Here is a 24,032-nt window from a genome sequence, read left to right as displayed (position 1 = left end):
ATTTAGACTTAATATAAATAATGTTTTGTTTCAGCTGCAAATATAAAACTCATTATTATTTACACAAAGTTTATTTAGATTAAATTTAAATAAACTTTCAGTGTTAAATATAAATAACTCATTTACAGTAAAATAAATTCAAAAAAATTAACGATATAATTTAAATATTTTGGATGCTTCGTTATGAGCGCTCTCAAAACTTAACGCATTTAAGGGGTTTCTTTTCTGAGATGTGAAATATGATAGTAGTTTTTCTGTAGGCATATTACCTGTTAATTCATCTTTAGCCATTGGGCAGCCTCCAAAACCTTGAATGGCACCATCAAAACGATGACAGCCTGCCTTGAATGCGGCATCCACTTTTTCGAACCAGGTAGCGGGCGTGGTGTGCAAATGTGCTCCAAACTCTATTTGAGGATAAAGTGGAATTAGGTTTTTAAAAAGATAATCAATTGTTTCAGGAAATGAGGTGCCAACGGTATCGCTTAAGGATAAAATTTTAACGCCCATTTTTGATAATTTTTCGGTCCACTCTCCTACTATATCTACATTCCAAGGATCTCCGTAGGGGTTACCAAAGCCCATAGATATATAAACCACAACTTCTTTGTTTGCCTTACTCGCTATTTCTAGTATTTCAGAAAGTGTAATTACCGATTGGGCTATCGTTTTATGCGTGTTACGCATTTGAAAATTTTCAGAAATAGAAAAAGGGTAACCTAAGTAATCAATCTCTGCATGCAGACAGGCATCATTTGCTCCTCTCGTATTTGCAATAATAGACAGCAGCTTACTTGTAGTTTTGCCCAGATCTAAATTTGCTAAAACCTCAGCAGTATCGGCCATTTGTGGAATTGCTTTAGGCGATACGAAACTTCCAAAATCAATAGTATCGAACCCCACTCGTAATAAAGACTGAATGTATTGCACCTTTTGAGCCGTAGGGATAAATTGCTTTATACCTTGCATAGCATCTCTAGGGCATTCAACTATTTTTACTGGATTTAGCATGACTTCATTTTACAAGGAGATAAAAATAATACTAATAATTCAATTACAAACTAAGTTCTTCTGAAGCACAAATTATGAGTTAGATCTGAACCACGGAATTTACGCTTTCTAAATAACATCTTACTCTTGAAACTTATTAAAAAAATATTGATACACAGACACTTACAAGTGTAGTACATTAATCTTAAAAAGATGCATTTAATAGATTAATCGATTTTAATTTAGTCTTTATCGTCTTTTTTTTTACATGGCTCATTATGCTATTACATTTAATAAATGTTTTGTCCCAATATGAAGCTTTTAACCAAAATAACAATTTTAATTTCTTTTTTAATCACTTCTATTTTGACTGCTCAAAATAAGGATGAAATGGGTTGTGATACTTCTATAAGTGCCGAATCCATTTCTCGTTTAAAAAGTTTAAAACCTGCCCTTAAAGAACTTGAAAAAGACTTCAATAGCAAAAAGTATTCTAAAAACAGTAGATCTTCAAAATTTATCCATCAAATACCTATAAAAGCACATGTTATAAGAAGTTCAGAAAGTGCTGGAGGACTTAATATTTCAGACTTAAACGACGCTATTAAGAGGTTGAATAGCATTTATTCAGAAGCTTTAATATCTTTTTACCTTTTTGAAAATATTGATTTCATTGATAACTCCGAATATGTTCATTTCAAAAAGGGAGATGAAGAAAAACTAACAAAAGCGGATTATACTTCGGGTATCATTAATATTTATTTCGTAGATTATATAGAAAACAACTCGGGCAATAGCATTTGTGGTTATAGTGTTAATAAACAAAATTGCCATATGATAGTAATGAAAAATGAATGTACATCTAATAATTCATCATTGATTCATGAAATGGGACATGTATTTTCATTAATACATACACATGGTATTAGTAATACAAAAATAACTGCGGAATTAGTAAATGGTAGCAATTGCGATACCGAAGGTGACGGTATATGTGATACACCTGCAGATCCTGGCTTATCTAGTGACAAGATTGACAATTTTTGCAATTATAATGGTAATGAATTAGATTCTAATGGAGATGAGTTTTCACCAGATACTGAAAATTTCATGTCTTATTCGAAAAAAGCTTGTAGAAATCATTTTACACCTCAGCAGTTGGCGAGAATGTATGCCTATTTTAACATTGAAAAAAATGAATTTACGCAAACTGAAAATGGTATTGAAATTCGTGAAGATAATTCTGTTACTAACTCACTAAATTCAGTTTCCATTTACCCAAATCCAATTAGAGATAATACTATTTATCTAAAAGGTTTTGATAATTTATCTAGATTATATTTTAAAGTAATAAACTTACAAGGTCAGTTACTTCTTTCTGGAAAAGCACTAAATAATAGAATCCGTATTAATACGTTGTCTTCAGGGAGTTACTTTTTATTATTAGAAACTGTAGATTCAAAAACAGTAAAACGATTTATTAAATAGGTTAGTCTATTTAAGCAGTGCTTTGTTTATTCGTTTTATCAAACTAGGTCCTTCATAAATAAACCCCGTATAAATTTGTACTAAATCGGCACCTGCTTCGATTTTTTCAAGAGCGTCTTCTGCCGAATGCACACCTCCTACTCCAATTATAGGGAAAGCTTTATTACTTTTATCAGAAAGGTATTTAATAACCTGAGTACTCTTCTCTTTTATAGGTTGACCACTTAATCCTCCATTACCAATATGGTCTAACAAAGTTTTTGATGCTTTTAATCCAGATCTATCCATTGAGGTATTACTTGCAATAACACCGTCTAAGTTAGTATCGGCAACAAGCTGAACAATTTCATCTAACTGATTATTGTTTAAATCTGGTGCAATCTTTAGTACAATTGGCTTTTCAACATTAAAAGTCTTATTTGCTTTTTGAACAGCTCCAATCAACTCTTCTAAATAATCCTTATCATTCAACTTCGCATGACTCCTTACATTCGGGCAACTCACATTTAAAACAAAGTAATCAACATAAGGGTGCAAGGCATTAAAACATGTTAGGTAATCCTTAGTATAGTCTTCTGGTTTGGTCTCTGTATTCTTACCAATATTTCCTCCAATAATAAGTTTGCCTTTATTATTCTTTAATTGTTCAATCGCCGCTTCAAGGCCTTCATTATTAAATCCCATGCGATTAATGATACCTTGATCATCCTTCAACCTAAACAATCTTTTTTTAGGATTTCCGGTTTGCCCTTTTGGTGTTACTGTTCCTATTTCAATAAAACCAAAACCAAAATCTGCAAGTTCGTTGTACAACACCGCATTTTTATCAAATCCAGCGGCCAACCCTACCGGATTCTTAAAAGTAAGTCCTAGCAATTTTCTTTCCAAACGCTCATCTTCAATTAAGTAAAGGCTTCTAAATAAAGCTGAAGCACCAGGGACTTTTGAAGTAAATTTAATTAATGAAAACGTAAAATGGTGAATTTTTTCAGGATCGAACAAGAAAAATAAAGGCCGAAGTAATAGTTTGTACATCTGTATTATTTGTGCAAAAATAGTTCTTATTGATCTAATTAAAAAATCAAGGAATTTTTAAGCTCAAAAAAATTAATAATCGTACTTTTAACTCTATTAAAAGCTATTAATTTCTCAATATTTCTAATCATTTCAATTATGATTTCAAAAGAACAAATCATTAAACGGTTTACTAGTTATGTGACTGTTGATACTGAATCTGACCCGTCTTCTGAAACAACACCTAGTACTGCAAAACAGTGGGATTTGGCCAATAAACTTGCAGAAGAGCTAAAAGCTATTGGTATGCATGATGTAAGTATTGATGATAATGCTTACATCATGGCTACCTTACCTAGTAATGTTAACCATGATGTGCCAACTATTGGGTTTATTTCACATTTTGATACCTCGCCAGATTTTACTGGTGCTAGCGTAAACCCTCAGATTATAGATAACTATGATGGTAAGGACATCATCTTAAATGAGGCAGAAAACATTGTATTATCGCCAGATTATTTTGAAGATTTATTACTATATAAAGGTCAAACTTTAATCACTACAGATGGCACGACACTTTTAGGTGCCGACGATAAAGCCGGTATTTGCGAAATCGTTTCGGCAATGGAGTACCTTATAAATCATCCTGAAATTAAACATGGTAATATTAATGTAGGTTTCACACCTGATGAAGAGATTGGTCGAGGTGCTCATAAATTTGACGTGGAAAAATTTGGTGCAGATTGGGCTTATACTATGGATGGTAGCCAAATTGGAGAACTAGAATATGAAAACTTTAATGCCGCAGGTGCTGTAGTAAAAGTTAAAGGTAAAATTGTACATCCTGGATATGCAAAAGGTAAAATGATAAATTCTATGTATATAGCTACCGAGTTTATTAATTCACTCCCCCGGATGGAAACTCCTGAGCACACTGAAGGTTATCAGGGCTTTTTTCATTTACATGATATAAAGGGTAATGTAGAAGAAACTATTTTAGAATATATTATAAGAGATCATGATAAGGGGCATTTTGAAGCACGCAAAGAAGTGATGACCAAACTAACTAAAGAGCTCAATAGACAATACGGCAGAGAAGTTATAACTACAGAAATTAAAGACCAGTATTATAATATGCGTGAAAAGATTCAACCCGTGAAGCATATCGTAAACTTAGCCGAAGAAGCTATGATTCAAGTTGGTATTAAACCTTTAACAAAGGCTATTCGTGGCGGTACAGATGGTTCTCAATTAAGCTATATGGGGCTTCCATGCCCCAATATATTTGCCGGTGGTCATAATTTCCACGGACGTTATGAATATGTTCCTGTAGAGAGTATGATAAAAGCTACTGAAGTGATTTGCAAAATTGCTGAGTTAGTAGCTCAAGAAAGTCATTAAAAGCAGCCCAAATTTAATCCGAATAAATTAGGGCAATTAATTTCTTACAAAAAAATTGATTTTAAGATTAACTTATGTTAATTTCACATATCTTTTACTTAAATTTTTTAACTAAACACTAATTTAAATCTAAATGAAAACACACAACTTCAAAGCGAAAGTTTTGACTAGTATTTTATTATGTGGTACGTTGTTTACCTTGATGCTTAGCTGTGCAGATCAAGCGAATAAGGAATCTGAAACTAAACATGATGAGGGATTCAATGGGAAAATTGCACTTGACATTAGAGATTCTGAGTCCGATTGGGACGCCTTTACGCCTAAATCTGCTCCAGAAGGTGCTCCTAATATTCTTTTCGTACTTTATGACGATACAGGTTTAGGTGCTTGGTCTCCATACGGTGGTCGTATTAATATGCCAACTATGGAAAGGTTAGCAGAAAACGGATTAACCTATACGCAATGGCATACAACAGCGTTATGTTCACCAACAAGATCTACTATTTTAACAGGCAGAAATCACCATTTAAATGGTATGGCTTCCATAACTGAAACAGCCGATGGCTATCCAGGGTCAAACGGCCGTGTGCCTGATGATTGTGCTCCATTTGCACAAATTTTGCGTGACAATGGGTGGAGTACATTTTGGATTGGAAAGAATCATAATGTACCTGAACAAGATGTAGCTCCGGGAGGTAGCAGAAGCGAGTGGCCAACACAAATTGGTTTTGATCGCTTTTATGGCTTTTTAGGAGGTGAAACTAATAACTGGTATCCCGACTTAGTAGAAGACAATCATTTTATTGAAGCACCAGCCACACCCGAAGAAGGTTATCATCTATCTAAAGATTTAGCAGATAAAGCTATTTCTATGCTTAGAAATAAAAATGCAACAAACCCTTCTAAACCATTCTACATGTGGTTTAATCCAGGTGCAAATCATGCACCTCACCATTCGCCTGCAGAATATACTGCCAAGTATAAAGGTAAATTTGATGATGGTTATGATGCCTACAGAGATTGGGTTGTTAATAACATGAAATCAAAAGGTATTTTACCAGAAGATACGGGAATGGCAGACTTTAACCCTATGCCAGAGAATATGGCTAACCCTGCAGATTACGTTCGTCCATGGGATGAATTGAATAAAGATGAAAAACGTCTGTTTTCAAGAATGGCTGAAGTTTACGCAGGTTTTTCTGAGTATACCGATGCTCAAGTAGGTCGTATTATTGACTATCTTGAAAAAACAGGACAGCTTGAAAACACTATCGTACTATATGCAGCCGATAATGGTGCATCTGGAGAAGGAAGTCCAAATGGATCTGTTAATGAAAATAAATTTTTTAACGGTTACCCAGATAGTCTAGAAGAGAACTTAAAATATATTGATGTTTTAGGTGGACCAGATACGTACAACCACTTCCCCACAGGTTGGGCTGCAGCATTTTCTGCACCCTTTAAAATGTTTAAACGCTACTCTCAATATGCTGGAGGAACTAATGACCCACTAGTTATTTCTTGGCCAAAAGGAATTAAAGCTAAAGGTGAAATAAGACATCAGTACCATCACTCGACAGATATAGTTCCTACCCTTTTGGAAGCTTGTGGCGTAGAGATGCCAGAAGTGTATAATGGAGTAAAACAAACACCACTTTCAGGAGTATCTATGAAATATTCTTTTGATGCAGATCCAAATGCAAAAACGCAAAAAGAGGTACAATATTACTGTATGTTAGGTACTAGAGGCATTTGGAAAGATGGTTGGAAAGCGGCCGCTGTCCACTCGCCATTATCTGGAAAAAGTGGATTTGACGAAGATGTTTGGGAATTGTATCATGTTGCAGAAGATCGTTCTGAAAACAATAATCTAGCTGAACAATACCCAGAAAAACTAAAAGAACTAATTGATGAATGGTTTAAACAAGCTGAGATTAATAAAGTGTTACCTTTAGATGATAGAAGTGCTGCTGAAATTTTAGGAACTGAACGACCATCACAAGAAGTTAAAAAAGATCGCTATGTGTATTATCCAAACACAGCTCCTGTACCTGAAGGGGTTGCTGTAAATGTACGCGGTAGAAACTATAAAATTTTAGCTAATGTTGAAATTGATGACACAAAAGCTGAAGGAGTTATTTTTGCACATGGTTCTCGTTTTGGAGGTCATTCGCTTTTTATCAAAGATCAAAAATTGCATTATGTTTATAACTTCTTAGGGATAAAACCAGAACAAGTATTTGTCTCAAACACAAAACTTAAACCTGGTAAATACACTTTAGGCATGGAATTTAACAGAGTTTCGGCCGGCGAATACGGAGAATCGATGGGAAATACTAAACTATATATTAATGAAACCGTAGTTGCAGAAGGCCCTATGAAAACACAACCTGCTAAGTTCACATTGTCAGGCGATGGTTTATGCGTAGGTTATGATAGCGGTGATGCTGTAAGTGAATTATACCAATCTCCAGGAGAGTTTGAAGGTGGTACTATTCAAGGAGTAGGAGTTACTGTTGAAGGTAAACCCTATATAGATTTAGAAGCCGAAGCTAAACGTATTATGATGAGTCAGTAAAAAATTTACAAACATCAACCTAATAATTAAAGGAGCATAATTTGATTTATGCTCCTTTTGCTTTATTAAAATATAAGCAATCAATAACTTTAAAACGTTTCAATTTTGTAAATTGCTATTAATACCAACCAACCAACCAACCATGAAAAAACTGCGAACTAAAGCACAAATAGAGCGTGGAATAGGTACACTAAAGAGTTTAACTCTTGTCATTAACGTATTATATGCTTTAATGATATTTCAAACGTTTCTAATCCTTCCGCGTCCTGATGATCCTGCATTAAAATTTAGCACACTTACCCAGATTTATGAAGAACATGTATCTTCCTTAATTGTAATTGTTATAGGGCTTATTATGATTATTATATATTGGATACAATTTAACAGACAGTTAGGTAATCTAGTAAGAAGCACACCAATGCATGCTACACTTACCATTCTTCAAATGTTTTGCTTGATGATTTACCTTTATTTTGTTAGAATTGATATGGAAATGGATGGTCTAAAATTAGCCTTACAAATGCAAAGTGTATTTCTAGCATTAGCTGGCTTTCTGGGAGCGTACAACTGGTTATATGCTACAAAGAAAGAATTAACATCTAATCAAATTGACGAAAACGAAGAGAAAGCCTTCTTACTTTCATCATTACCAGAACCAACCGCTGCCTTAATTTCTTTACCTTTTGCTTCTATAAGTCCAACCGTTTGGACCATTTCATTTTTGGTAATTATTCCACTCACCTACTTTTTTAAGTATTTAGGAAAGCGGAAAACATATGGTATTTCTAATTTGAATTAACAACACCTTTTTAACTAAAAATGAATAATTTGTAATTTAATCATGTTTTCAGACCAACTTTTTATCTTTTTTGCGGGGATTGCTGTTACAACAGGGATTGCATATGTTTGGTTAGGTATTATTGAACGTAACTATAGATCTACACTTTTCTTCGGGCTTTTTGCGATTGCATCTGGAATATACTTCATTCTGTCATCTATCCAGCTTGAGTCGTTTAAATTAGCGCTGTTCTTTGCGGTAGGGATGTTTGTGCTCTTTCCATGGTATTTTGGCTATGAATCAAAGTATATAAACAAACCTGTTTTATGGACCATTGTAGGTCTTGGTATAGCCTACTATATTTCTACATTTTTCAATATTAGATACCATTGGTTTAGGTTGCAATATATATTTAGCTATACAGCCTATTTTCTCACCGTTCTTTTCTGTATCAAAGGGTTAAAAGGTCTATCAAAAACAAAAAATATTGTGAGGCGACCGCTAACCTTTGTGACCATATACTACACCCTGTTTGTTACCGAGGAGATTGCTTTTAACTATTTTGGCAACACTTTACCATGGCGACGACTCTTTAGCTTAACGTATTTAGATTTGTTTCCCATTATTATTATTGGCACTCAACTTATCATCTTAGTTTCGGACCGATTAGAAAAAGTAAAACTAGCGCAATCCATTAGCTTTTATAAAAACAACCTAAAAGCTATATTAAATCATAAAAACACGTTAGTGGCGTCCATCGATTTAGATGGCAAAATACTATATTCAAATAGTTTTTTTAAAAGTTCCTTATTTACGAATGAGCGCGCATTAACCTCAACTTTTTGTGAATTATTATCAAGCGATACTCTACCAGAGTTTAAAGATGTTGTTTTTAATGAAGATAACGATAAGGGCAATGTGATCTCAAAATTTAAGTTTAAAAATGAAGATATTTCAATAGCCTGGTCGTTTGTAAAAGTAAAGGCCTCGGAAACTTCAAAACAATATGATTTCATCTATTTATTTGGACATAATATAACAACCTTAGTAGAGTCAGAGAATAATCTTCGAATGGCCTACAAGGAATTAGAATTACTTAAAAACAAAATACAAGAGGAAAACATTCAACTCAAAAATGAGTCAACCTTCTTAAACGATTCAAATCAACTTATTGGAGAAAGCCCCAATTTTAATTATGTCATGAACCGTATAGAAGATGTCGCTCCATTAGATGTCCCTGTACTTCTGGAGGGCGAAACTGGTGTTGGAAAAGAACTCTTTGCCAATGAAATTCATAAAAAAAGTAAACGTAGTGACAAACCCTTTATAAAAATAAATTGTTCTGCCATTCCCAAAGATTTAATTGAAAGTGAATTATTTGGCTATGAGAAAGGCGCATTCACTGGGGCAGACAAATTAAAACGCGGCATGTTTGAGCTGGCTGATACAGGCACCTTATTTCTGGATGAATTTGGAGAATTACCACTGGCACTTCAGCCCAAGCTTTTAAGGGTTTTACAAGAAGGTGAAATACAACGTCTAGGCGCCGAGAAAATTATTAAAATTGATACCCGTATCATTGCCGCCACTAATTTGAATTTAACAGCGCTTGTTGAAAAAGGACAATTTAGATCAGATTTATACTATCGTATTAATGTATTCCCTGTTACTATTCCGCCACTAAGAAATAGAAAAGCAGATATTCCATTGCTCATTGACGCGTTTATTAATTTGTTTAATAGAAAATATACAAGGCAGGTTAAACAAATATCACAAACATTAATGGACGACTTGACCAACCATAGTTGGCCGGGGAACATCAGGCAATTAAAAAACATTATTGAACGCGCAATTATCACTTCCGATGGCAGCAAGTTAAAGCTAGCAGAAGCCCTGCCAAAACATAAGGACCATGTTGCCAACAGCAGCTCTAATGAAAATGCAACGCTGGAAACTCTAGCAGATTGCGAACGCAAGCATATCATTCATGTCTTAGAACACTGCAATTGGCAAATTGCAGGTAAAAATGGCGCTGCTCAAATACTAAATCTTCCAGCCAGTACATTGCGATCTAAAATGAAAAAGTTAGAGATTATGAAACAAAGTTAATCCGCTTTTATCAAATACCAATTCATCTATTATCCTGCTTTTTAGGTCCATTTAGTGCTTCAATACTAAAAATAATTCGCCTTAGTGTTCAATACCATTATCATCGAAATAACACGATATAAAGTCGCGATATTTCGTGCTAAACGGTATGCAACAAGTCACTGAAATAGATAAAAAAATAAATTTCAAATTTTACACACTGATTATCAATCAATTAAAAATTAACATTCTTTAACATTTCGTCTTGGCATACAACTTGCCTTAAAATGGGCACAACCAAATAATCAACCAAGATGTACATGCTGTTATTACAGTTCGAAATCCACAAAGACAAACTTTATGAGTTTGATATTGCCATGGGCAGGTTGGTTAAATGGCCCATGTTTACACTTTACGGTTCGCGCATAGAATCACCCACCAAATCTTTTGAGTTCGTCAAGCAGTGGTCTAATAAAACCGACATGCAGCAAGACCTAGAAAGTCCTATTTATGAGAATCTCATTGGGGCTGTAGAAGTATTAGGCCATTTAAATGAGGCTGTTATTTATGAAACCAAACCATTAGACACCCTAAACACTTAAAACAGGAACAAGCTATTAAAATCAAACAATAAACAACTAAAGTATGAAATCATTTAAACTATTTCTTCTTATTACTGGGCTTTTAATTTTTAGCAAAATTGATGCTCAGGAAAAGGACAAATCTAGTGAAGAAGGTGTCTGGCTTAAAGACCCCATTACCGGCTGTAGTATTTGGAATTCTTCACCAACAGAAAACGAAAGCATCAGCTGGTCTGGAACCTGCGATGACAAAGGAAAAGCTTCTGGGAACGGTGTACTTGTTTGGCTTGAAAACGGCAAAATAGTAGGACGCTTTACAGGAACTATGGCTAATGGCAAAGCAGAAGGTATGGGTAAACTTTATTTTGAAGTAGAAGATGGTTTTGCTCAATACAACGGTGATTTTAAAAATAGTGAAATGCATGGTCGCGGATTACTCATTTTCCCTGACGGGAGTCGTACTGAAGGCGACTTCAAAAACGACCATATGAATGGCTATATTAAAGCAACCCTTGCCGATAGTAGTAGCTATGAAGGCGAAGTAAAAAACAACCTGCCTCATGGCGAAGGTCATCAAATAACGCCTGAAGGCGAAGAGTACTATGGTGATTTTCAAAATGGCAAGCGTCAAGGAAAAGGCACACTGTTAGTTCCTAATGGCGATACTTATATAGGCCAATTTAAAAATGAACTGGCGGAAGGTATTGGAACGTTAAAAACTGTTCAAGGTGATCAATATGAAGGTGCATTTAAGGCCGGAAAACCTAATGGAAAAGGTGTTTTTACTGCATTTGATGGTGACGTTGCTACAGGTCAGTTTGTTAACGGAGAGCCAGACGGCATCATTGTTTTTAATCTTAAGAATGGAAAAACAAAAGAAGAAACATGGAAAAACGGTAAAAAGGTAGCACCATGAAAACAAAACAAAAAAGAATCATTGTTACATTAACCTTCCTGCTTTGTGGGGTTATATTTCAATCAGCAGTACAAGCTCAGGCATTAGGTAGAGCTTTTGGAGGCGCCTTAGGTGGTGCCGCACTTGGCTCACTAGTTGGAGGGCGTGATGGTGCTCAAACCGGCGCTATTATTGGTGGCGTGGTGGGGCTTGCACAAGGTGCTAAAGAGAAAAAACAACGTGAAGCACAACAGGCGGCTTATGCGCGACAACAAGCTGAACGTGAAAGACTCCAAAAAGTCCAGCAAAAAGCCGAAATGGAACGTTTAAAAAAACAAGAAGAACAGCAAGAAAATTTCGAATCTGGCACGGTACTAGAAATACAAAAATCATTAATGCGCATGGGGTTTGATCCTGGCGACATTAATGGTAAAATGCAACCCGCCACAGAAAATGCCATACGCCTCTATGAAAATAAGTACAGCTTACTAGAAACGGGCAGGCCATCACAAGAGCTACTCAAGCATATGCTTCAGCATGGTGGTTAAAATTTATTATTTCATCAAAAAATATTAAGATTAATAGCAACAAATCACTTTAATAATTTATCTTGAATTACATTAACAATTAAAAATCAATTTTATGAAAAAAACTAGTTTATCTATGGCCATACTCCTTTGTATGGTTTTTGGATCTTTTGCTCAAAAAAACAAAAAACCTAATATCTTAGTGATATGGGGTGATGATATTGGGCAGTTTAATGTAAGTGCCTATAATATGGGTATGATGGGCTATAGAACGCCTAATATTGACCGCATAGGAAAAGAAGGCGCTGTATTTACCGATTGGTATGGCCAACAGAGTTGTACCGCTGGTCGTGCTGCTTTTATTACAGGGCAATCTCCTATTAGAACAGGACTTACCAAGGTAGGTTTACCAGGAGCGCCAGAAGGGATGCAAAAAGAAGACCCTACTATTGCCACATTATTAAAAGCTAGAGGGTATACAACTGGGCAATTTGGAAAAAATCATTTAGGTGATCTAGATGAAATGCTTCCAACCAATCACGGTTTTGACGAGTTTTTTGGAAACCTTTACCATTTAAATGCTGAAGAGGAGCCAGAACACCCAGATTACCCTAATGATTTTGTTTTTCCTGATGGCACACCATTTAAAGAAAAATTTGGACCACGAGGTGTTATTCACTCTTACGCTGATGGTAAAATAGAAGATACAGGACCATTAACTAAAAAGCGTATGGAAACTGTGGATACGGAAGTTACTGATGCTGCTTTGCGTTTTATGGATGACGCGGCAAAAGCTGACAAACCATTTTTTGTGTGGTGGAACAGTACACGTATGCACGTAAACACGCATTTAAGACCAGAATCTGAAGGAAAAACGGGCTTAGGTGTCTATGCTGATGGTATGGTAGAACATGACGGTATGGTTGGTCAATTATTGGACAAACTGAAAGAATTAGGTGTTGAGGATAACACGATTGTGATGTATTCTACAGATAATGGTGCTGAAGTTTTTACATGGCCTGATGGAGGAACAACCATGTTTAAAAGTGAAAAAGCAACACAATGGGAAGGTGGTTTCCGTGTACCAACGGTTATTCGTTGGCCTGGGGTGATTGAACCTGGCACAGTAATTAATGAGATTGGAGCACATGAAGATATGCTGGCTACATTATTAGCGGCTGCTGGAGATACTACTGTGAAAGAAGACCTTTTAAAAGGTAGAACAGTGAATGGAAGAAACTATAAAGTACACTTAGACGGCTATAACTTATTACCTGCATTTAAAGGTGAAGCTGAATGGCCACGAAAAGAGTTCTTATATTGGACAGATGATGGTAGCTGTGCTGCATTTAGATACAATAACTGGAAAATTACATTCTTACAACAAGATGCTGATGGTATTGATGTTTGGAGAAACCCTTATACGGCACTTAGAGCACCAATGGTAGCCAATTTAAGAATGGATCCTTTTGAAAAAGCACATGAAGAATCTATTGGCTATGAGCAATGGTGGGTAGATCATATGTTTATGATTGCACCATCGGCTGCTTATGTGGGACAGTGGCTTCAAAGTTTCAAAGAATATCCACCTCGGCAAAAACCTGGAAGTTTTAGTCTAGACAAGGTGATGGAAGCCGTATCAAGAGGCGCAGGAGATAAATAAGTCACATTGCTAGAATTCTAATCAAGAATATAACAAAAACCGGATATTCTCTTATTCGGTTTTTGTTTCAATAACAACGGTGTAGAAACAAAATTTTATAGCATTAAAAATACAGAAGTTATGAAAGGCTTTAAGTTATTTATTTCTGTTTTCTGTTTCCTTTTTGTTTGGACACCACTGCTTGGGCAAGATTTAGAACCCCGAGCGATTACTAATTTACCTGTAGGGACTAATTTTCTTTTAGGTAGTTATGCATACACGAGCGGTAATATCCTATTAGACCCTTCCCTACCCATTGATGGCTTAGACGCTAGGCTAAACAGCTTTGTTTTTGCCTATATAAGATCTATTAAGTTTTTTGGTCAATCGGCTAAAATTGATGCTGTACTGCCCTATGTATTTGGGGATTGGAATGGTGAAGTGGTTGGATTACCAGATCGGTTTTCTCAAGACGGCTTTGGTGATTTAAGAATTCGTTTATCCTTTAACTTTTTGAATTCGCCAGCCATGTCAGTAAAAGAATTTGCGAATTATAAACCTAACGCGGTTTCTGGGTTTAGTGTACAAGTGATTATACCAACAGGAAAATATAACCCTAATGAATTGGTAAACTTAGGCTCCAATAGATTTGCCTTTAAACCACAGTGGGGTTTTGCAAAATCACTTGACCAATGGAATATAGAAACCTATGCCAGCATATGGCTATTTACCAACAATAACAACTATGTAAATGGGAACAAATTAGGACAAAAACCATTATACACATTTAAATTTCACCTCATTAGAGACCTACCCAATAATATGTGGATATCGGCGAATATAGGTTATGGTATAGGCGGGCGTGTTATAGTAAACGATATAGATCGCGATTCAAAAATATCAGCCATGCGCTTTGGCTTACACTATGCTGTACCATTTAATCAGCATGCCTTTAAAATAGGTTATGTATCTGGAATACGATTTGAAAGAGGCAGTGATTTTGACGCCTTGACACTAACCTATCAATACCGATGGAATAAATCTACAAAACAACTTAAAAATTAACGCTTATAATTATGAAACATTTTTTACTAACTTTCCTACTTTGTTCATCTCTAGTATCATTTTCGCAGGAAGAAAATACCGAAGAAGCTGGACAAGATGACACGACCAAAGCTTTAGATGCTACCGCCACACAATGGAGCTTTCAATTTGCTTACCAATCCATGCCCGATTATCATAGTGATATAGTAAATGGTGCTCCTAGAACAGCGGGCTTAGATAATTATGTCCAATTGCGTATTGTAGCACCAATTCCATTAAAAAATCTTACCATTTTACCTCGAGTGACGCTAAGACATTATGAAAATGTAAACACGGGTGATAATGGTTTTGGAAACACAGAAATATTTGCTTTAATCATACCAAAAAGCTTTGATTGGGGCACAGGACGTACCGGTATTGGTCCCATGGTTACCTTACCTGGTAATAAAAAAGTTGCCAGAGATGAATGGGGATATGGGCTTTCAGGTGCCTTGGTTAATAGTTCTGGACGTTGGTTTTACGGGGTATTATTAACACAATCATGGCGGTCTATTGATCCACGTACTTTACCAGCAGGCTCGTCTACTACCAATCCTTTAGGCATAGCGCCCTTTTTGAACTATAGAATTGGAGATTCTGGGTTGTATGCTGGAAACGGAGATATGGTAGCCCAATATGACTGGAGTAGCAAAAGCTTCTATTTACCCATAGGGTTACGTTTTGGTAAGGTTTGGGTTTTAGATAAAGGCTCTATTAATGCCTATGCTGAATATCAAACAAGTGCCATATATAATAGTTGGGAAGGTCCTGCGGTTCAAAACTCATTTCGTTTAAACTTTACTTACACCATGCCATTTAATAGTGGGAAGAACTAAGCTTTAAATCATAAATCCCAATTATAAATTAAAGCATTATAAAAACCGAACACAAATGAAACTATTCAAAACAGCTCTCAGACTCTTTTTTTTGCTACTGTTATCAAGTTCCTTTTTACACGCGCAAGAAGAAGCACATGAGGCAGCACATGAAGCCCATGAAAGTAATAGACCAATCTATAAATTAGATTCTCAAAGAACCTGGCCATTTTTTAGCTTTTTAAATGACCCCGGTGATGATGCAAGTACATTAGGCTTAGAATTTGAAAGTACCATTAAACTAGGTCAATATAATATTAAAAACATTTCTTACTTTGAGGTAAACCAATACCCAAGACCCATTCCTGGGCAACCTGTTGGTAACCCTATTGAAGGCGGCAATATTAAAGCTGTTGATGGTATTAATGATTTATTGATGGGATTTTGGTTTGCTAAACGCAGCGCTCATCATGGCAAGCACCATTTAACCTTAGGTTTTGCAGCACAATTACCAACCGCTGCCGACCCATCACTTGGAAGTGGGCAATGGTCTATTGGGCCTAGCTTTGATTACGAATATGAAAATGGGCGATTATTTGCTGGTGCCATTGCACTACAACTATGGTCTATTGCAGGCTCCTCAGAGCGCAAAGACGTTAATATGCTCATGATTAAACCTTTTATAGTTTATAACATAGCGAAACGATTTGACTTGATTTATATGCCTTACGGGGTTTCTGTGTATTGGAACAAACCTTCCAGTGAAGCTGTTTATCTACCTCTAGGTGGTGGTGGTCAGTACCAATTTCCTTTAGGAAAAACAACTACCCTTAATACGGGCGTCCAATTTTTTAAGAATGTGATAAGACCAACAAAAGGAACGGTTTACGATCTGCGCTTTTTAGTGGAATTTGTGTTTTAGATATATAGAATAGAAATTATAATAATAAATATTATGGTTAACCAGCTACAAGAATTACCAGACAGCATTTACTTAAATCGATTAAGACGATTTATTGATATTGTTTATGCACTAATTTTTTTTCATCTCGTTAATAATTACCTCCCCCTAATTGAGGATATGGAATGGTCCCACAAACCATATGGGCTTTTAAGCCATATGATTGACAGTAAAGATGAACTCCTCAGAATATTTATTGGGGCGGGATTAACACTCATGTATTGGAATCAAAACAATGGATTATTTAAAAATTTAATTAAAACTAACGGCGCCCATGTAGCCATGTCTCTAATTCAACTTTTTTTAGTTTGTCTATACGTGTTTTTTGCCATTGCAGATCCCGGCTTGGTAACTAAATCATCGCCCGCACTGCAAGCAGGAAGTTTAGCATTAGCTGGATTTCTAAGTGTTTGGTCTTGGGTTTATGCCTCAAAAAACAATATGATAAACGCCTCTTTATCTGAGGATGATATCAACCAAATAACACGTAGTAATTTTATGGAACCGGCAACAGCGGTCGTTAATATTGGCTTAGCCTTTGTAGGACCTATGGTTTGGACCCTAGCGTGGTTTGTTTTACCGCCATTCTTTATGTGGATTCTTAAAAAAAGAAAAAAATAATTTCAATGTGATATTTATAGTGAAAAGTTTTAATAGTTATTCAAAATGAGAAAAAAAGTAGAACATATTTTAAACAATAAACCGGTGTCATCGGTGCTACTTCTCGTAGCATCTTTAGTTTTTATATTTATTCTCCCTCTTATTGATTTTGAAGGTAATATTGTATCATTCATCTTACTTTCTACAATTATACTTTTAGCGGGTTACTCAATAAGTACAAAAGTTACGCTTTTCGGCATTGGAGCAATCCTTGTTGAACTAATAACAAGAGCTACTGATTTTATTTACTTAAACTATCTCGCTGAAATTATTTCTAATTTATTTTTTATTTATATCGTGAGCCATGTTATAAAAGGTTTATTGAAACGAAAAATTGTTGATATATATGCTTTAATAGATGCTATTAATGGCTATTTATTATTAGGATTAATGTTTTGTAGTCTTGTAGCGTTTGTTGATTTGTATATTCCTGGGTCGTATAATTCAACAAGCGAATCTCCTATGGAATTAGTGTATTATACCATGATAACGCTAACCACTGCTGGATATGGCGATATCACCCCGCAATCACCTATTTCTCAATCATTATCAATGCTTATAGCTGTAACAGGACAGTTTTATGTGGCGGTTATTGTTGCCATTTTGGTAGGGAAATTTTCAAGCATAAGTAATAATTAACGTATTCTTAGATAAAAATGAAATCACATATAATAATGCTTATTTTCTTAATCACCTATTTCCCCATTTTTGGTCAGGTAGATTCGGAGATACCTCTTCATAAAAACGAGGCTAAACTTCATCTAACTGATTTGCTAAATGGGAGATATACTTTTGGTTATGAACGTGCCGTAGGAAATCATATTGGTATTTCCACAAGCTTTGGCTATAAATCTAAAGAAGGCTTATTAAGGCTTTCAGGGTTGGATACCGATCAATTTAAAACGGGAGATTTGACTTATAGCGGCTTCAGGGTAGTACCAGAGTTTAGATACTATCTTAATGAACATAATAAAAACATGCTCCATGGATTTTATTTTGGAGCCTATATCACTTTTGTAAATATGACATCTGAATTCAAAGGTTTATATACAAACGAAAATGGTGAATTCCCTTTTCAATATGATGTAAAAATAAACACCAATAGTATTGGGTTAATGGTAGGTTACAAGCTCTTGCTAGGAAAACGGTTTTATTTAGATTTCACAATTGCCGGACCAGGAGCTGGAAACTATAATTTCAAATTTACAGAAATTGTGGCTGCACCCGAAGAATTTTGGTTTGATCTTAATGACGCTCTGGAGCTTATTTCAATTTTTGACTTAATCAATGCTGATTTTGATTTTTCTCCTGACAAAAAAAGCGATAGTTTAATTTTACCATCTTTTAGATATGGTATCACATTAGGCTATTCTTTTTAATTTATTTTAAATGTTTAGACCAATTTTTTGTACAGATAACGAAATCAATAAACTCAAACTATGAAAATTTCATTAACTTTTTTATTTGTTTTAACCATAAACATGGGGTTTGCTCAATATTCAGTAAGCCAGAGCAGGACTAACAGCTACGCATCAAATTTTAATAAATCTAGTAATAGATTACAACCCATTAAAACCTTAAATTTTTCTCAATTATATCTTAACGAAAATGGTGATTATCTAGAAAATAACCTTGGTTCATCGTCTTCCATTAGTATTAATCAATCAAAACTCAGCTATAGTTTTTTCCAAGATTCTACAGTAGTTAAAGAAAAATGGTACAAAACAGATACAGGTGTTTCTTTGCTTGTTGCGGGAGGTTTAATTACGGCAGGAACAATTATGCATTTTAATACCGATTTTAAAGTTGGAGTTAAAGATGAAATTAATAGGTATCTACCTAATTTTCATGATGACATTGATGATTATACGCAGTATGTTCCTTATGCTGCAGTATTTGCATTAGACGCAGCAGGCATAAAAAGTAAACATAGTACATACAGAAAAATATCAACCATCGGTACAGCCATTGGAATAAACTTGATTGTGGTTCAAGGCTTAAAATATAGCATTGCAGAACCAAGACCCGATGGGTCAAGTAATAATTCTTTCCCGTCAGGACATACCGCTACGGCCTTTATGGGGGCACATATCTTTCATAAAGAATATAAGCATAGAAGTCCTTTTTATAGTATAGCAGCTTATACATTAGCAACTTTTACTGGCGTTATGAGACAGTTAAATGATAGACACTGGATTTCTGACGTATTTGCTGGTGCCGGTATTGGTATTGGAACTACAGAACTCGCCTATTTTTTAAATGACGGTTGGTGGAAAGAAAAAGGAATTAATGAAATTGAAATTACTGAACGAAAGATTAATGAATCAAAACCATCTTTTCTTGGAGTTAAAGTCGGGTATGCAAGTTTGGTTAATTCTACAGACGGAAATGAACCAGGTCTAGAAGCGAAAGAAGGATTTAAAATTTCCTTTGAAGGCGCTTACTTTTTTAACAGAAACTTAGGGTTAGGTGGCGAAATAGGATTTCAAAGTTTTCCCAATACTATAAGCGATGCCTTAAAGGCTGAATTTGATGCTGAAGGATTTGAGGTACTAGCGCAATCTGCAGGTAATCGCTTGTATTATTTTGGACCTCACTATCAAATGCCTTTTGGTAAAAATATTTTAGGAGCTAAATTGCAAGCAGGGGTTATTTCTGGTCCAAACACAAAGATTTTTGTTAGAGAAAAACAAAATTCATTTGATTTAAAGGAAGATCCGCCTCAAGAGTTTGTTTATGCCGATTACGATCCTAAAACATCCTTTAGCTGGACTTCTGGCTTATACTACAAAAGGGTTATAAGCAAAAATTTATCTTTAGGTGCTTTCTTTGATTATAACTGGGCCGATTTAAAATATGATGTAACCTATATGGACGATTTCAATAATGGTGCTCCTACTTATTTTCCTAAAGAGAGTAAGACCACGAACTACGATTCTTATTCATTTGGTGCTAACGTAAATATTATGCTCTGGTAAGGTAAAAATTAGCTAGACTAAGGAACCTAGCTAAAAAACTCATGTAATAGCCAATAAATCTTAATTTATTGGCTATTTTTATTATTCATTATTTAATTCATTCAAAATGAAAAAAGTGCTTTCGGTTGATGAGTATATAGAAGAAAATCTTCAATTTAATGAAGCACTAAAGATATTGCGAGCTATAATACTTTCAACAGAACTTGAAGAAACTATCAAATGGAATTATCCTGTTTATACACTAAAAAATAAAAATGTACTAAGCCTTGGAGCATTCAAGAACCATTTTTGTATTTGGTTTTTTAATGGTGTGTTTCTGAAAGATCATCTAAACGTATTACAAAACGCACAAGAAGGAAAAACCAAGGCCATGCGGCAAATGCGTTTTAAAAATATTAACGATATTAATAGCCATGTTGTTTTAGCCTATGTAAAAGAGGCCATTGAGAATCAAAAACAAGGAATAGAAATCAAGGCTGATCGGTCAAAAAAAATAGTTATTATTCCTGAAGAACTAAAAAAAGTACTAAACTCGAACAACACCTCGAAGTTAGCATTTAATAAACTATCTAACTCAAAACAGCGTGAGTATTGCGAGCATATTAATTCTGCAAAAAGAGAAGTAACTAAGCAAACAAGATTAGATACAATAATACCTATGATTTTAGAAGGTATGGGTTTAAACGATAAATATCGAAACTGTTAAATAATAACAACCACTTAATTATGAAGATTAATAATATATTAGAAGGCATTGGTAATACTCCAGTTGTTAAACTAAGTAATCTCTTCCCTAATGCCAACGTATGGATGAAGCTTGAAAAAGCCAACCCAGGAGGAAGTATTAAAGACCGTATTGCCTTATCGATGATAGAAGATGCCGAAAGCAAAGGACTTATTACAAAAGATACAGATATTGTAGAGCCTACATCTGGAAATACGGGAATAGGGCTTGCTATGGTATGTGCTATAAAAGGCTACAAACTCACATTAGTAATGCCAGAATCTATGTCTGTTGAACGACGTGCTTTAATGGCAGCCTATGGTGCTAATCTGGTTCTAACACCAAAAGAATTAGGACTTGGTGGCACTATTTCGAAAGCAGATGAGTTAGTTGCAAACAATAAAAATGCTTGGATGCCCTCTCAGTTTAAGAATCCCGCGAACCCCGAAATTCACAGACAAACTACTGCCCTAGAAATAATTCAAGACTTTCCAAATGGTATTGATTTTTTAATTACAGGAGTTGGTACTGGTGGGCACATTACAGGAATGTCTGAGGTTTTAAAAGAAAAATTTAGTAACCTTAAAGTTTTTGCCGTGGAGCCTGACGATTCTCCTGTACTTTCGGGAGGAGAACCGGGCCCCCATCCTCTACAGGGTATTGGTCCAGGTTTTTTTCCAGATGTTCTAAATAGAAATATATTAGATGGTGCTATTAGAATAACCAAAGAAGAGGCATTTGCTGAAGTTAAAAATATTGCCAAATTAGAAGGGATTTTAGTAGGTATTTCCTCTGGTGCTTCATTAGCTGCGGTTAGGAAACAACTAAAAGACATAAATTCTAGTGATATTGTACTCACCATGAACTATGATACTGGCGAACGCTATATTTCTATAGACGGCTTACTATCTTAAATCTATTCAAACAAAAAGGCTTGCAAATATTTACAAGCCTTTTTTGTTCTTAAAATAATTTAAACTTTATTTTGCAGATGCATTAAGTTTGGCACTCAACTCCATTGAAATTGAAGACCTGTCAAATTTAAGCTTTCCAGCCATAGTTTCAATCACACAACTATTATCCTTATCATTTAACTCGGCTACCTTACCATGCAAGCCACTTTTAGTAACTATTTTATCACCACGTTTTAACTCTGCCGCAAATTTCTTTTCTTTTTTTGCTCGTTTCATTTGAGGTGCAATCATAAAGAAATACACAACTACGAACATTAATACGAATGGCAATAAACTAGCAATTCCTCCTTCTCCCATTTTATATAAATTTAGCTTTTAGCTGTTGGTTTTACTTTGTTTGGATCTGGCTTTACAAATGCAGTGATTTTAACAACCTCTGATCCTTTTTCGGTATTTGCCGTTACAGTTATCGTTTTGGTAATTTTATTAGATCCACTACCATTAAATTTTACCGTAAAGTCTCCAGAATCTCCAGGAGCTAAAGGTTCTCTGCTCCAATCCTGAGGTACTGTACAACCGCACGAACTTTTAATATCTGTAATTACTAAAGGTGCATCGCCTGTGTTTTTATAACTAAAAGTAGTTTCAACTGCCGCTCTAGATTCTATTTCTCCAAAATCATGTTCTTTTTTATCAAACTCAATAACAGGAAATTTAGAAGCAGTGGCATCTCTTTCTGCTGCCGCTGCTACATTACTCTCTTCAATTTTTTTAGCAGCATTCTCCTCTTTGCAAGAAGTAAAAGCTACTAGACACAATGCACTTAATCCTAAAACTATTTTTTTCATGATAGTAAATTTTATTTTTTGGTTCGTAAAAATAACAATTATTTAGTGTACTTAAAATTTTTGTGTTGTTCTTAACAGAAATTTACATTAACCCGCGTCCAATCTTATTTAGTTCACCTGATGCTTCATATTCCTTAACCAATTTATCCAATATTCCATTGATAAAAATGCTACTCTTAGGTGTTGAGTACTCTTTAGATATTTCTAAATACTCATTAATTGTTACCTTAACAGGAATTGACGAGAAGTTTTTAACTTCACAAATAGCCATTTGTAAAAGCACATAATCTACATTAGCGATTCGATCTGCATCCCAATTTTTAGTCTTTTCTTCTATCTCTCTATTTATCGCTGTTCTATTTAAAAGCGTTTTTCTAAATAAATCAATAGCGAACTGTTTATCTTCAGAATCCTTGTATAATTTTGGAGTAAAATAATTTTCTGGCGATGTGGTTTTTACTTTTCTTAGTAACTTTAAAATGGTTGTATTAACTGTTGGTAAATCGTCTAACCAAGTTAAGTTCTTATCTTCCAAATAATCATAAAGCTTATCATTTGGAGCTATAATTTCCTTAAAAATATCAACTATAAAATCTTTATCCTCCTTGAAATCAGACACTCGAGTATTCATGTAATCCTTATACAAATCACTTGATATGATGGCCTTAAAAATAACATCAACGTACTCACTATCTAATTCCCAATTCGCAATATTATGAGATTTAAATTGATCTTGTAACTGAATGTTTTCCTTTAAAAGTTTTAATAATTGATTACTTACAAACTTTCTGTTTGGATCTTTATCTTCTTTAGTGGCAAGATGTTTCTTTTGTTTTTTTTGTAAATCGTTTTCAGCTCTTTTCTGAACCTCTATCAATAAAGAAATTAATAAAAGATACAAATTATACATATTATCAATACTAAAAAGTAAAAACTTTTGATCCTTACCCAAATCATCACTTTCACTGCCTTTAAAAGCGTACAAAGTTTGCATTACTTTTACGCGAATATGTCGTCTGCTTAACATCATTACAAAGAACTTTAATTAAAAATTGAAGATTTTCAAT

Annotated in this window: 23 protein-coding genes; 18 read left to right on the top strand and 5 right to left on the bottom strand. The window is 34.8% G+C overall.

Annotated elements, in window-relative coordinates; all coding sequences use genetic code 11:
* Window positions 1–147: 147 nt before the first annotated feature.
* Complete coding sequence (locus Q0857_RS06840) at window positions 148–1,011, bottom strand: hydroxymethylglutaryl-CoA lyase (RefSeq protein WP_298533281.1); 864 nt, start codon at window positions 1,009–1,011, stop codon at window positions 148–150.
* 291 nt (window positions 1,012–1,302) lie between these two features.
* Between Q0857_RS06840 and Q0857_RS06835 the strand changes: the two genes are divergently transcribed.
* Entirely contained in the window at window positions 1,303–2,478 is a 1,176-nt protein-coding gene (locus Q0857_RS06835; RefSeq protein WP_298533279.1) for a zinc-dependent metalloprotease, read from the top strand.
* A gap of 6 nt (window positions 2,479–2,484) precedes the next feature.
* Here the strand turns inward: Q0857_RS06835 and Q0857_RS06830 are convergent, their stop codons facing one another.
* Window positions 2,485–3,513, bottom strand: a complete 1,029-nt coding sequence (locus tag Q0857_RS06830; RefSeq protein ID WP_298533276.1) for a quinone-dependent dihydroorotate dehydrogenase — start codon at window positions 3,511–3,513, stop codon at window positions 2,485–2,487.
* 138 nt (window positions 3,514–3,651) lie between these two features.
* Here Q0857_RS06830 and pepT point away from each other — a divergent pair, with 138 nt between their 5' ends.
* The 17 genes from pepT (at window position 3,652) to cysK (ending at window position 22,117) form a co-directional block, all read left to right on the top strand.
* A complete protein-coding gene (pepT, locus tag Q0857_RS06825; protein ID WP_298533275.1) occupies window positions 3,652–4,893 on the top strand; it encodes a peptidase T in 1,242 nt (413 codons plus the stop codon).
* A gap of 133 nt (window positions 4,894–5,026) precedes the next feature.
* Complete coding sequence (locus Q0857_RS06820; protein WP_298533274.1) at window positions 5,027–7,471, top strand: arylsulfatase; 2,445 nt, start codon at window positions 5,027–5,029, stop codon at window positions 7,469–7,471.
* 142 nt (window positions 7,472–7,613) lie between these two features.
* A complete protein-coding gene (locus Q0857_RS06815; RefSeq protein WP_298533272.1) occupies window positions 7,614–8,270 on the top strand; it encodes a hypothetical protein in 657 nt (218 codons plus the stop codon).
* 42 nt (window positions 8,271–8,312) lie between these two features.
* Entirely contained in the window at window positions 8,313–10,358 is a 2,046-nt protein-coding gene (locus Q0857_RS06810; protein WP_298533270.1) for a sigma 54-interacting transcriptional regulator, read from the top strand.
* A gap of 299 nt (window positions 10,359–10,657) precedes the next feature.
* Window positions 10,658–10,939, top strand: coding sequence for a hypothetical protein (locus Q0857_RS06805; RefSeq protein ID WP_298533268.1), 282 nt, complete (start codon window positions 10,658–10,660; stop codon window positions 10,937–10,939).
* Between the two features lie 43 nt (window positions 10,940–10,982).
* Window positions 10,983–11,834 carry a hypothetical protein gene (locus Q0857_RS06800; protein ID WP_298533266.1) on the top strand — a complete coding sequence of 284 codons (852 nt, stop codon included), beginning with the start codon at window positions 10,983–10,985 and terminating at the stop codon, window positions 11,832–11,834.
* The gene (locus Q0857_RS06795) at window positions 11,831–12,361 is read left to right on the top strand and encodes a peptidoglycan-binding domain-containing protein (RefSeq protein ID WP_298533265.1); all 531 of its coding nucleotides are present in this window, start codon (window positions 11,831–11,833) and stop codon (window positions 12,359–12,361) included. Before Q0857_RS06800 ends, Q0857_RS06795 begins: the two co-directional genes overlap by 4 nt.
* Window positions 12,362–12,455: 94 nt before the next feature.
* A complete protein-coding gene (locus tag Q0857_RS06790) occupies window positions 12,456–14,003 on the top strand; it encodes an arylsulfatase (protein WP_298533264.1) in 1,548 nt (515 codons plus the stop codon).
* Between the two features lie 120 nt (window positions 14,004–14,123).
* Window positions 14,124–15,047 carry a transporter gene (locus tag Q0857_RS06785; protein WP_298533263.1) on the top strand — a complete coding sequence of 308 codons (924 nt, stop codon included), beginning with the start codon at window positions 14,124–14,126 and terminating at the stop codon, window positions 15,045–15,047.
* A gap of 11 nt (window positions 15,048–15,058) precedes the next feature.
* Complete coding sequence (locus tag Q0857_RS06780; RefSeq protein WP_298533262.1) at window positions 15,059–15,901, top strand: hypothetical protein; 843 nt, start codon at window positions 15,059–15,061, stop codon at window positions 15,899–15,901.
* A gap of 55 nt (window positions 15,902–15,956) precedes the next feature.
* Window positions 15,957–16,802 (top strand): hypothetical protein, encoded by an 846-nt coding sequence (locus Q0857_RS06775; RefSeq protein WP_298533260.1) that lies wholly within the window; start codon window positions 15,957–15,959, stop codon window positions 16,800–16,802.
* A gap of 33 nt (window positions 16,803–16,835) precedes the next feature.
* Entirely contained in the window at window positions 16,836–17,462 is a 627-nt protein-coding gene (locus tag Q0857_RS06770) for a hypothetical protein (protein ID WP_298533259.1), read from the top strand.
* A gap of 45 nt (window positions 17,463–17,507) precedes the next feature.
* Window positions 17,508–18,140, top strand: coding sequence for a potassium channel family protein (locus Q0857_RS06765; protein ID WP_298533258.1), 633 nt, complete (start codon window positions 17,508–17,510; stop codon window positions 18,138–18,140).
* 17 nt (window positions 18,141–18,157) lie between these two features.
* Entirely contained in the window at window positions 18,158–18,880 is a 723-nt protein-coding gene (locus Q0857_RS06760) for a DUF3575 domain-containing protein (RefSeq protein ID WP_298533256.1), read from the top strand.
* A 60-nt stretch (window positions 18,881–18,940) separates the two neighbouring features.
* Window positions 18,941–20,479, top strand: a complete 1,539-nt coding sequence (locus tag Q0857_RS06755; protein ID WP_298533255.1) for a phosphatase PAP2 family protein — start codon at window positions 18,941–18,943, stop codon at window positions 20,477–20,479.
* A gap of 106 nt (window positions 20,480–20,585) precedes the next feature.
* Entirely contained in the window at window positions 20,586–21,185 is a 600-nt protein-coding gene (locus Q0857_RS06750) for a DUF1801 domain-containing protein (protein WP_298533254.1), read from the top strand.
* A gap of 20 nt (window positions 21,186–21,205) precedes the next feature.
* Entirely contained in the window at window positions 21,206–22,117 is a 912-nt protein-coding gene (gene cysK, locus Q0857_RS06745; RefSeq protein ID WP_298533253.1) for a cysteine synthase A, read from the top strand.
* Window positions 22,118–22,183: 66 nt separating this feature from the next.
* Here the strand turns inward: cysK and yajC are convergent, their stop codons facing one another.
* The 3 genes from yajC to nusB form a co-directional block, all read right to left on the bottom strand.
* A complete protein-coding gene (yajC, locus tag Q0857_RS06740) occupies window positions 22,184–22,474 on the bottom strand; it encodes a preprotein translocase subunit YajC (protein ID WP_298533252.1) in 291 nt (96 codons plus the stop codon).
* Between the two features lie 11 nt (window positions 22,475–22,485).
* A complete protein-coding gene (locus Q0857_RS06735; protein WP_298533250.1) occupies window positions 22,486–22,965 on the bottom strand; it encodes a DUF1573 domain-containing protein in 480 nt (159 codons plus the stop codon).
* An 82-nt stretch (window positions 22,966–23,047) separates the two neighbouring features.
* Window positions 23,048–23,995, bottom strand: coding sequence for a transcription antitermination factor NusB (gene nusB, locus Q0857_RS06730; protein ID WP_298533249.1), 948 nt, complete (start codon window positions 23,993–23,995; stop codon window positions 23,048–23,050).
* Window positions 23,996–24,032: the final 37 nt, after the last annotated feature.

It is taken from the genome of uncultured Algibacter sp. (assembly GCF_947495925.1).
Taxonomy (GTDB): domain Bacteria; phylum Bacteroidota; class Bacteroidia; order Flavobacteriales; family Flavobacteriaceae; genus Algibacter_E.
Note: the sequence above shows the minus strand (reverse complement) of the source record. Positions and strands in the feature narration are given on the sequence as shown.

What these genes read in the sequence shown, in the direction of transcription:
- Q0857_RS06840 (WP_298533281.1), bottom strand. Translation starts at nt 1,011, where the DNA reads ATGCTAAATCCAGTAAAAATAGTTGAATGCCCTAGAGATGCTATGCAA.
- Q0857_RS06835 (WP_298533279.1), top strand. Translation starts at nt 1,303, where the DNA reads ATGAAGCTTTTAACCAAAATAACAATTTTAATTTCTTTTTTAATCACT.
- Q0857_RS06830 (WP_298533276.1), bottom strand. Translation starts at nt 3,513, where the DNA reads ATGTACAAACTATTACTTCGGCCTTTATTTTTCTTGTTCGATCCTGAA.
- pepT (WP_298533275.1), top strand. Translation starts at nt 3,652, where the DNA reads ATGATTTCAAAAGAACAAATCATTAAACGGTTTACTAGTTATGTGACT.
- Q0857_RS06820 (WP_298533274.1), top strand. Translation starts at nt 5,027, where the DNA reads ATGAAAACACACAACTTCAAAGCGAAAGTTTTGACTAGTATTTTATTA.
- Q0857_RS06815 (WP_298533272.1), top strand. Translation starts at nt 7,614, where the DNA reads ATGAAAAAACTGCGAACTAAAGCACAAATAGAGCGTGGAATAGGTACA.
- Q0857_RS06810 (WP_298533270.1), top strand. Translation starts at nt 8,313, where the DNA reads ATGTTTTCAGACCAACTTTTTATCTTTTTTGCGGGGATTGCTGTTACA.
- Q0857_RS06805 (WP_298533268.1), top strand. Translation starts at nt 10,658, where the DNA reads ATGCTGTTATTACAGTTCGAAATCCACAAAGACAAACTTTATGAGTTT.
- Q0857_RS06800 (WP_298533266.1), top strand. Translation starts at nt 10,983, where the DNA reads ATGAAATCATTTAAACTATTTCTTCTTATTACTGGGCTTTTAATTTTT.
- Q0857_RS06795 (WP_298533265.1), top strand. Translation starts at nt 11,831, where the DNA reads ATGAAAACAAAACAAAAAAGAATCATTGTTACATTAACCTTCCTGCTT.
- Q0857_RS06790 (WP_298533264.1), top strand. Translation starts at nt 12,456, where the DNA reads ATGAAAAAAACTAGTTTATCTATGGCCATACTCCTTTGTATGGTTTTT.
- Q0857_RS06785 (WP_298533263.1), top strand. Translation starts at nt 14,124, where the DNA reads ATGAAAGGCTTTAAGTTATTTATTTCTGTTTTCTGTTTCCTTTTTGTT.
- Q0857_RS06780 (WP_298533262.1), top strand. Translation starts at nt 15,059, where the DNA reads ATGAAACATTTTTTACTAACTTTCCTACTTTGTTCATCTCTAGTATCA.
- Q0857_RS06775 (WP_298533260.1), top strand. Translation starts at nt 15,957, where the DNA reads ATGAAACTATTCAAAACAGCTCTCAGACTCTTTTTTTTGCTACTGTTA.
- Q0857_RS06770 (WP_298533259.1), top strand. Translation starts at nt 16,836, where the DNA reads ATGGTTAACCAGCTACAAGAATTACCAGACAGCATTTACTTAAATCGA.
- Q0857_RS06765 (WP_298533258.1), top strand. Translation starts at nt 17,508, where the DNA reads ATGAGAAAAAAAGTAGAACATATTTTAAACAATAAACCGGTGTCATCG.
- Q0857_RS06760 (WP_298533256.1), top strand. Translation starts at nt 18,158, where the DNA reads ATGAAATCACATATAATAATGCTTATTTTCTTAATCACCTATTTCCCC.
- Q0857_RS06755 (WP_298533255.1), top strand. Translation starts at nt 18,941, where the DNA reads ATGAAAATTTCATTAACTTTTTTATTTGTTTTAACCATAAACATGGGG.
- Q0857_RS06750 (WP_298533254.1), top strand. Translation starts at nt 20,586, where the DNA reads ATGAAAAAAGTGCTTTCGGTTGATGAGTATATAGAAGAAAATCTTCAA.
- cysK (WP_298533253.1), top strand. Translation starts at nt 21,206, where the DNA reads ATGAAGATTAATAATATATTAGAAGGCATTGGTAATACTCCAGTTGTT.
- yajC (WP_298533252.1), bottom strand. Translation starts at nt 22,474, where the DNA reads ATGGGAGAAGGAGGAATTGCTAGTTTATTGCCATTCGTATTAATGTTC.
- Q0857_RS06735 (WP_298533250.1), bottom strand. Translation starts at nt 22,965, where the DNA reads ATGAAAAAAATAGTTTTAGGATTAAGTGCATTGTGTCTAGTAGCTTTT.
- nusB (WP_298533249.1), bottom strand. Translation starts at nt 23,995, where the DNA reads ATGATGTTAAGCAGACGACATATTCGCGTAAAAGTAATGCAAACTTTG.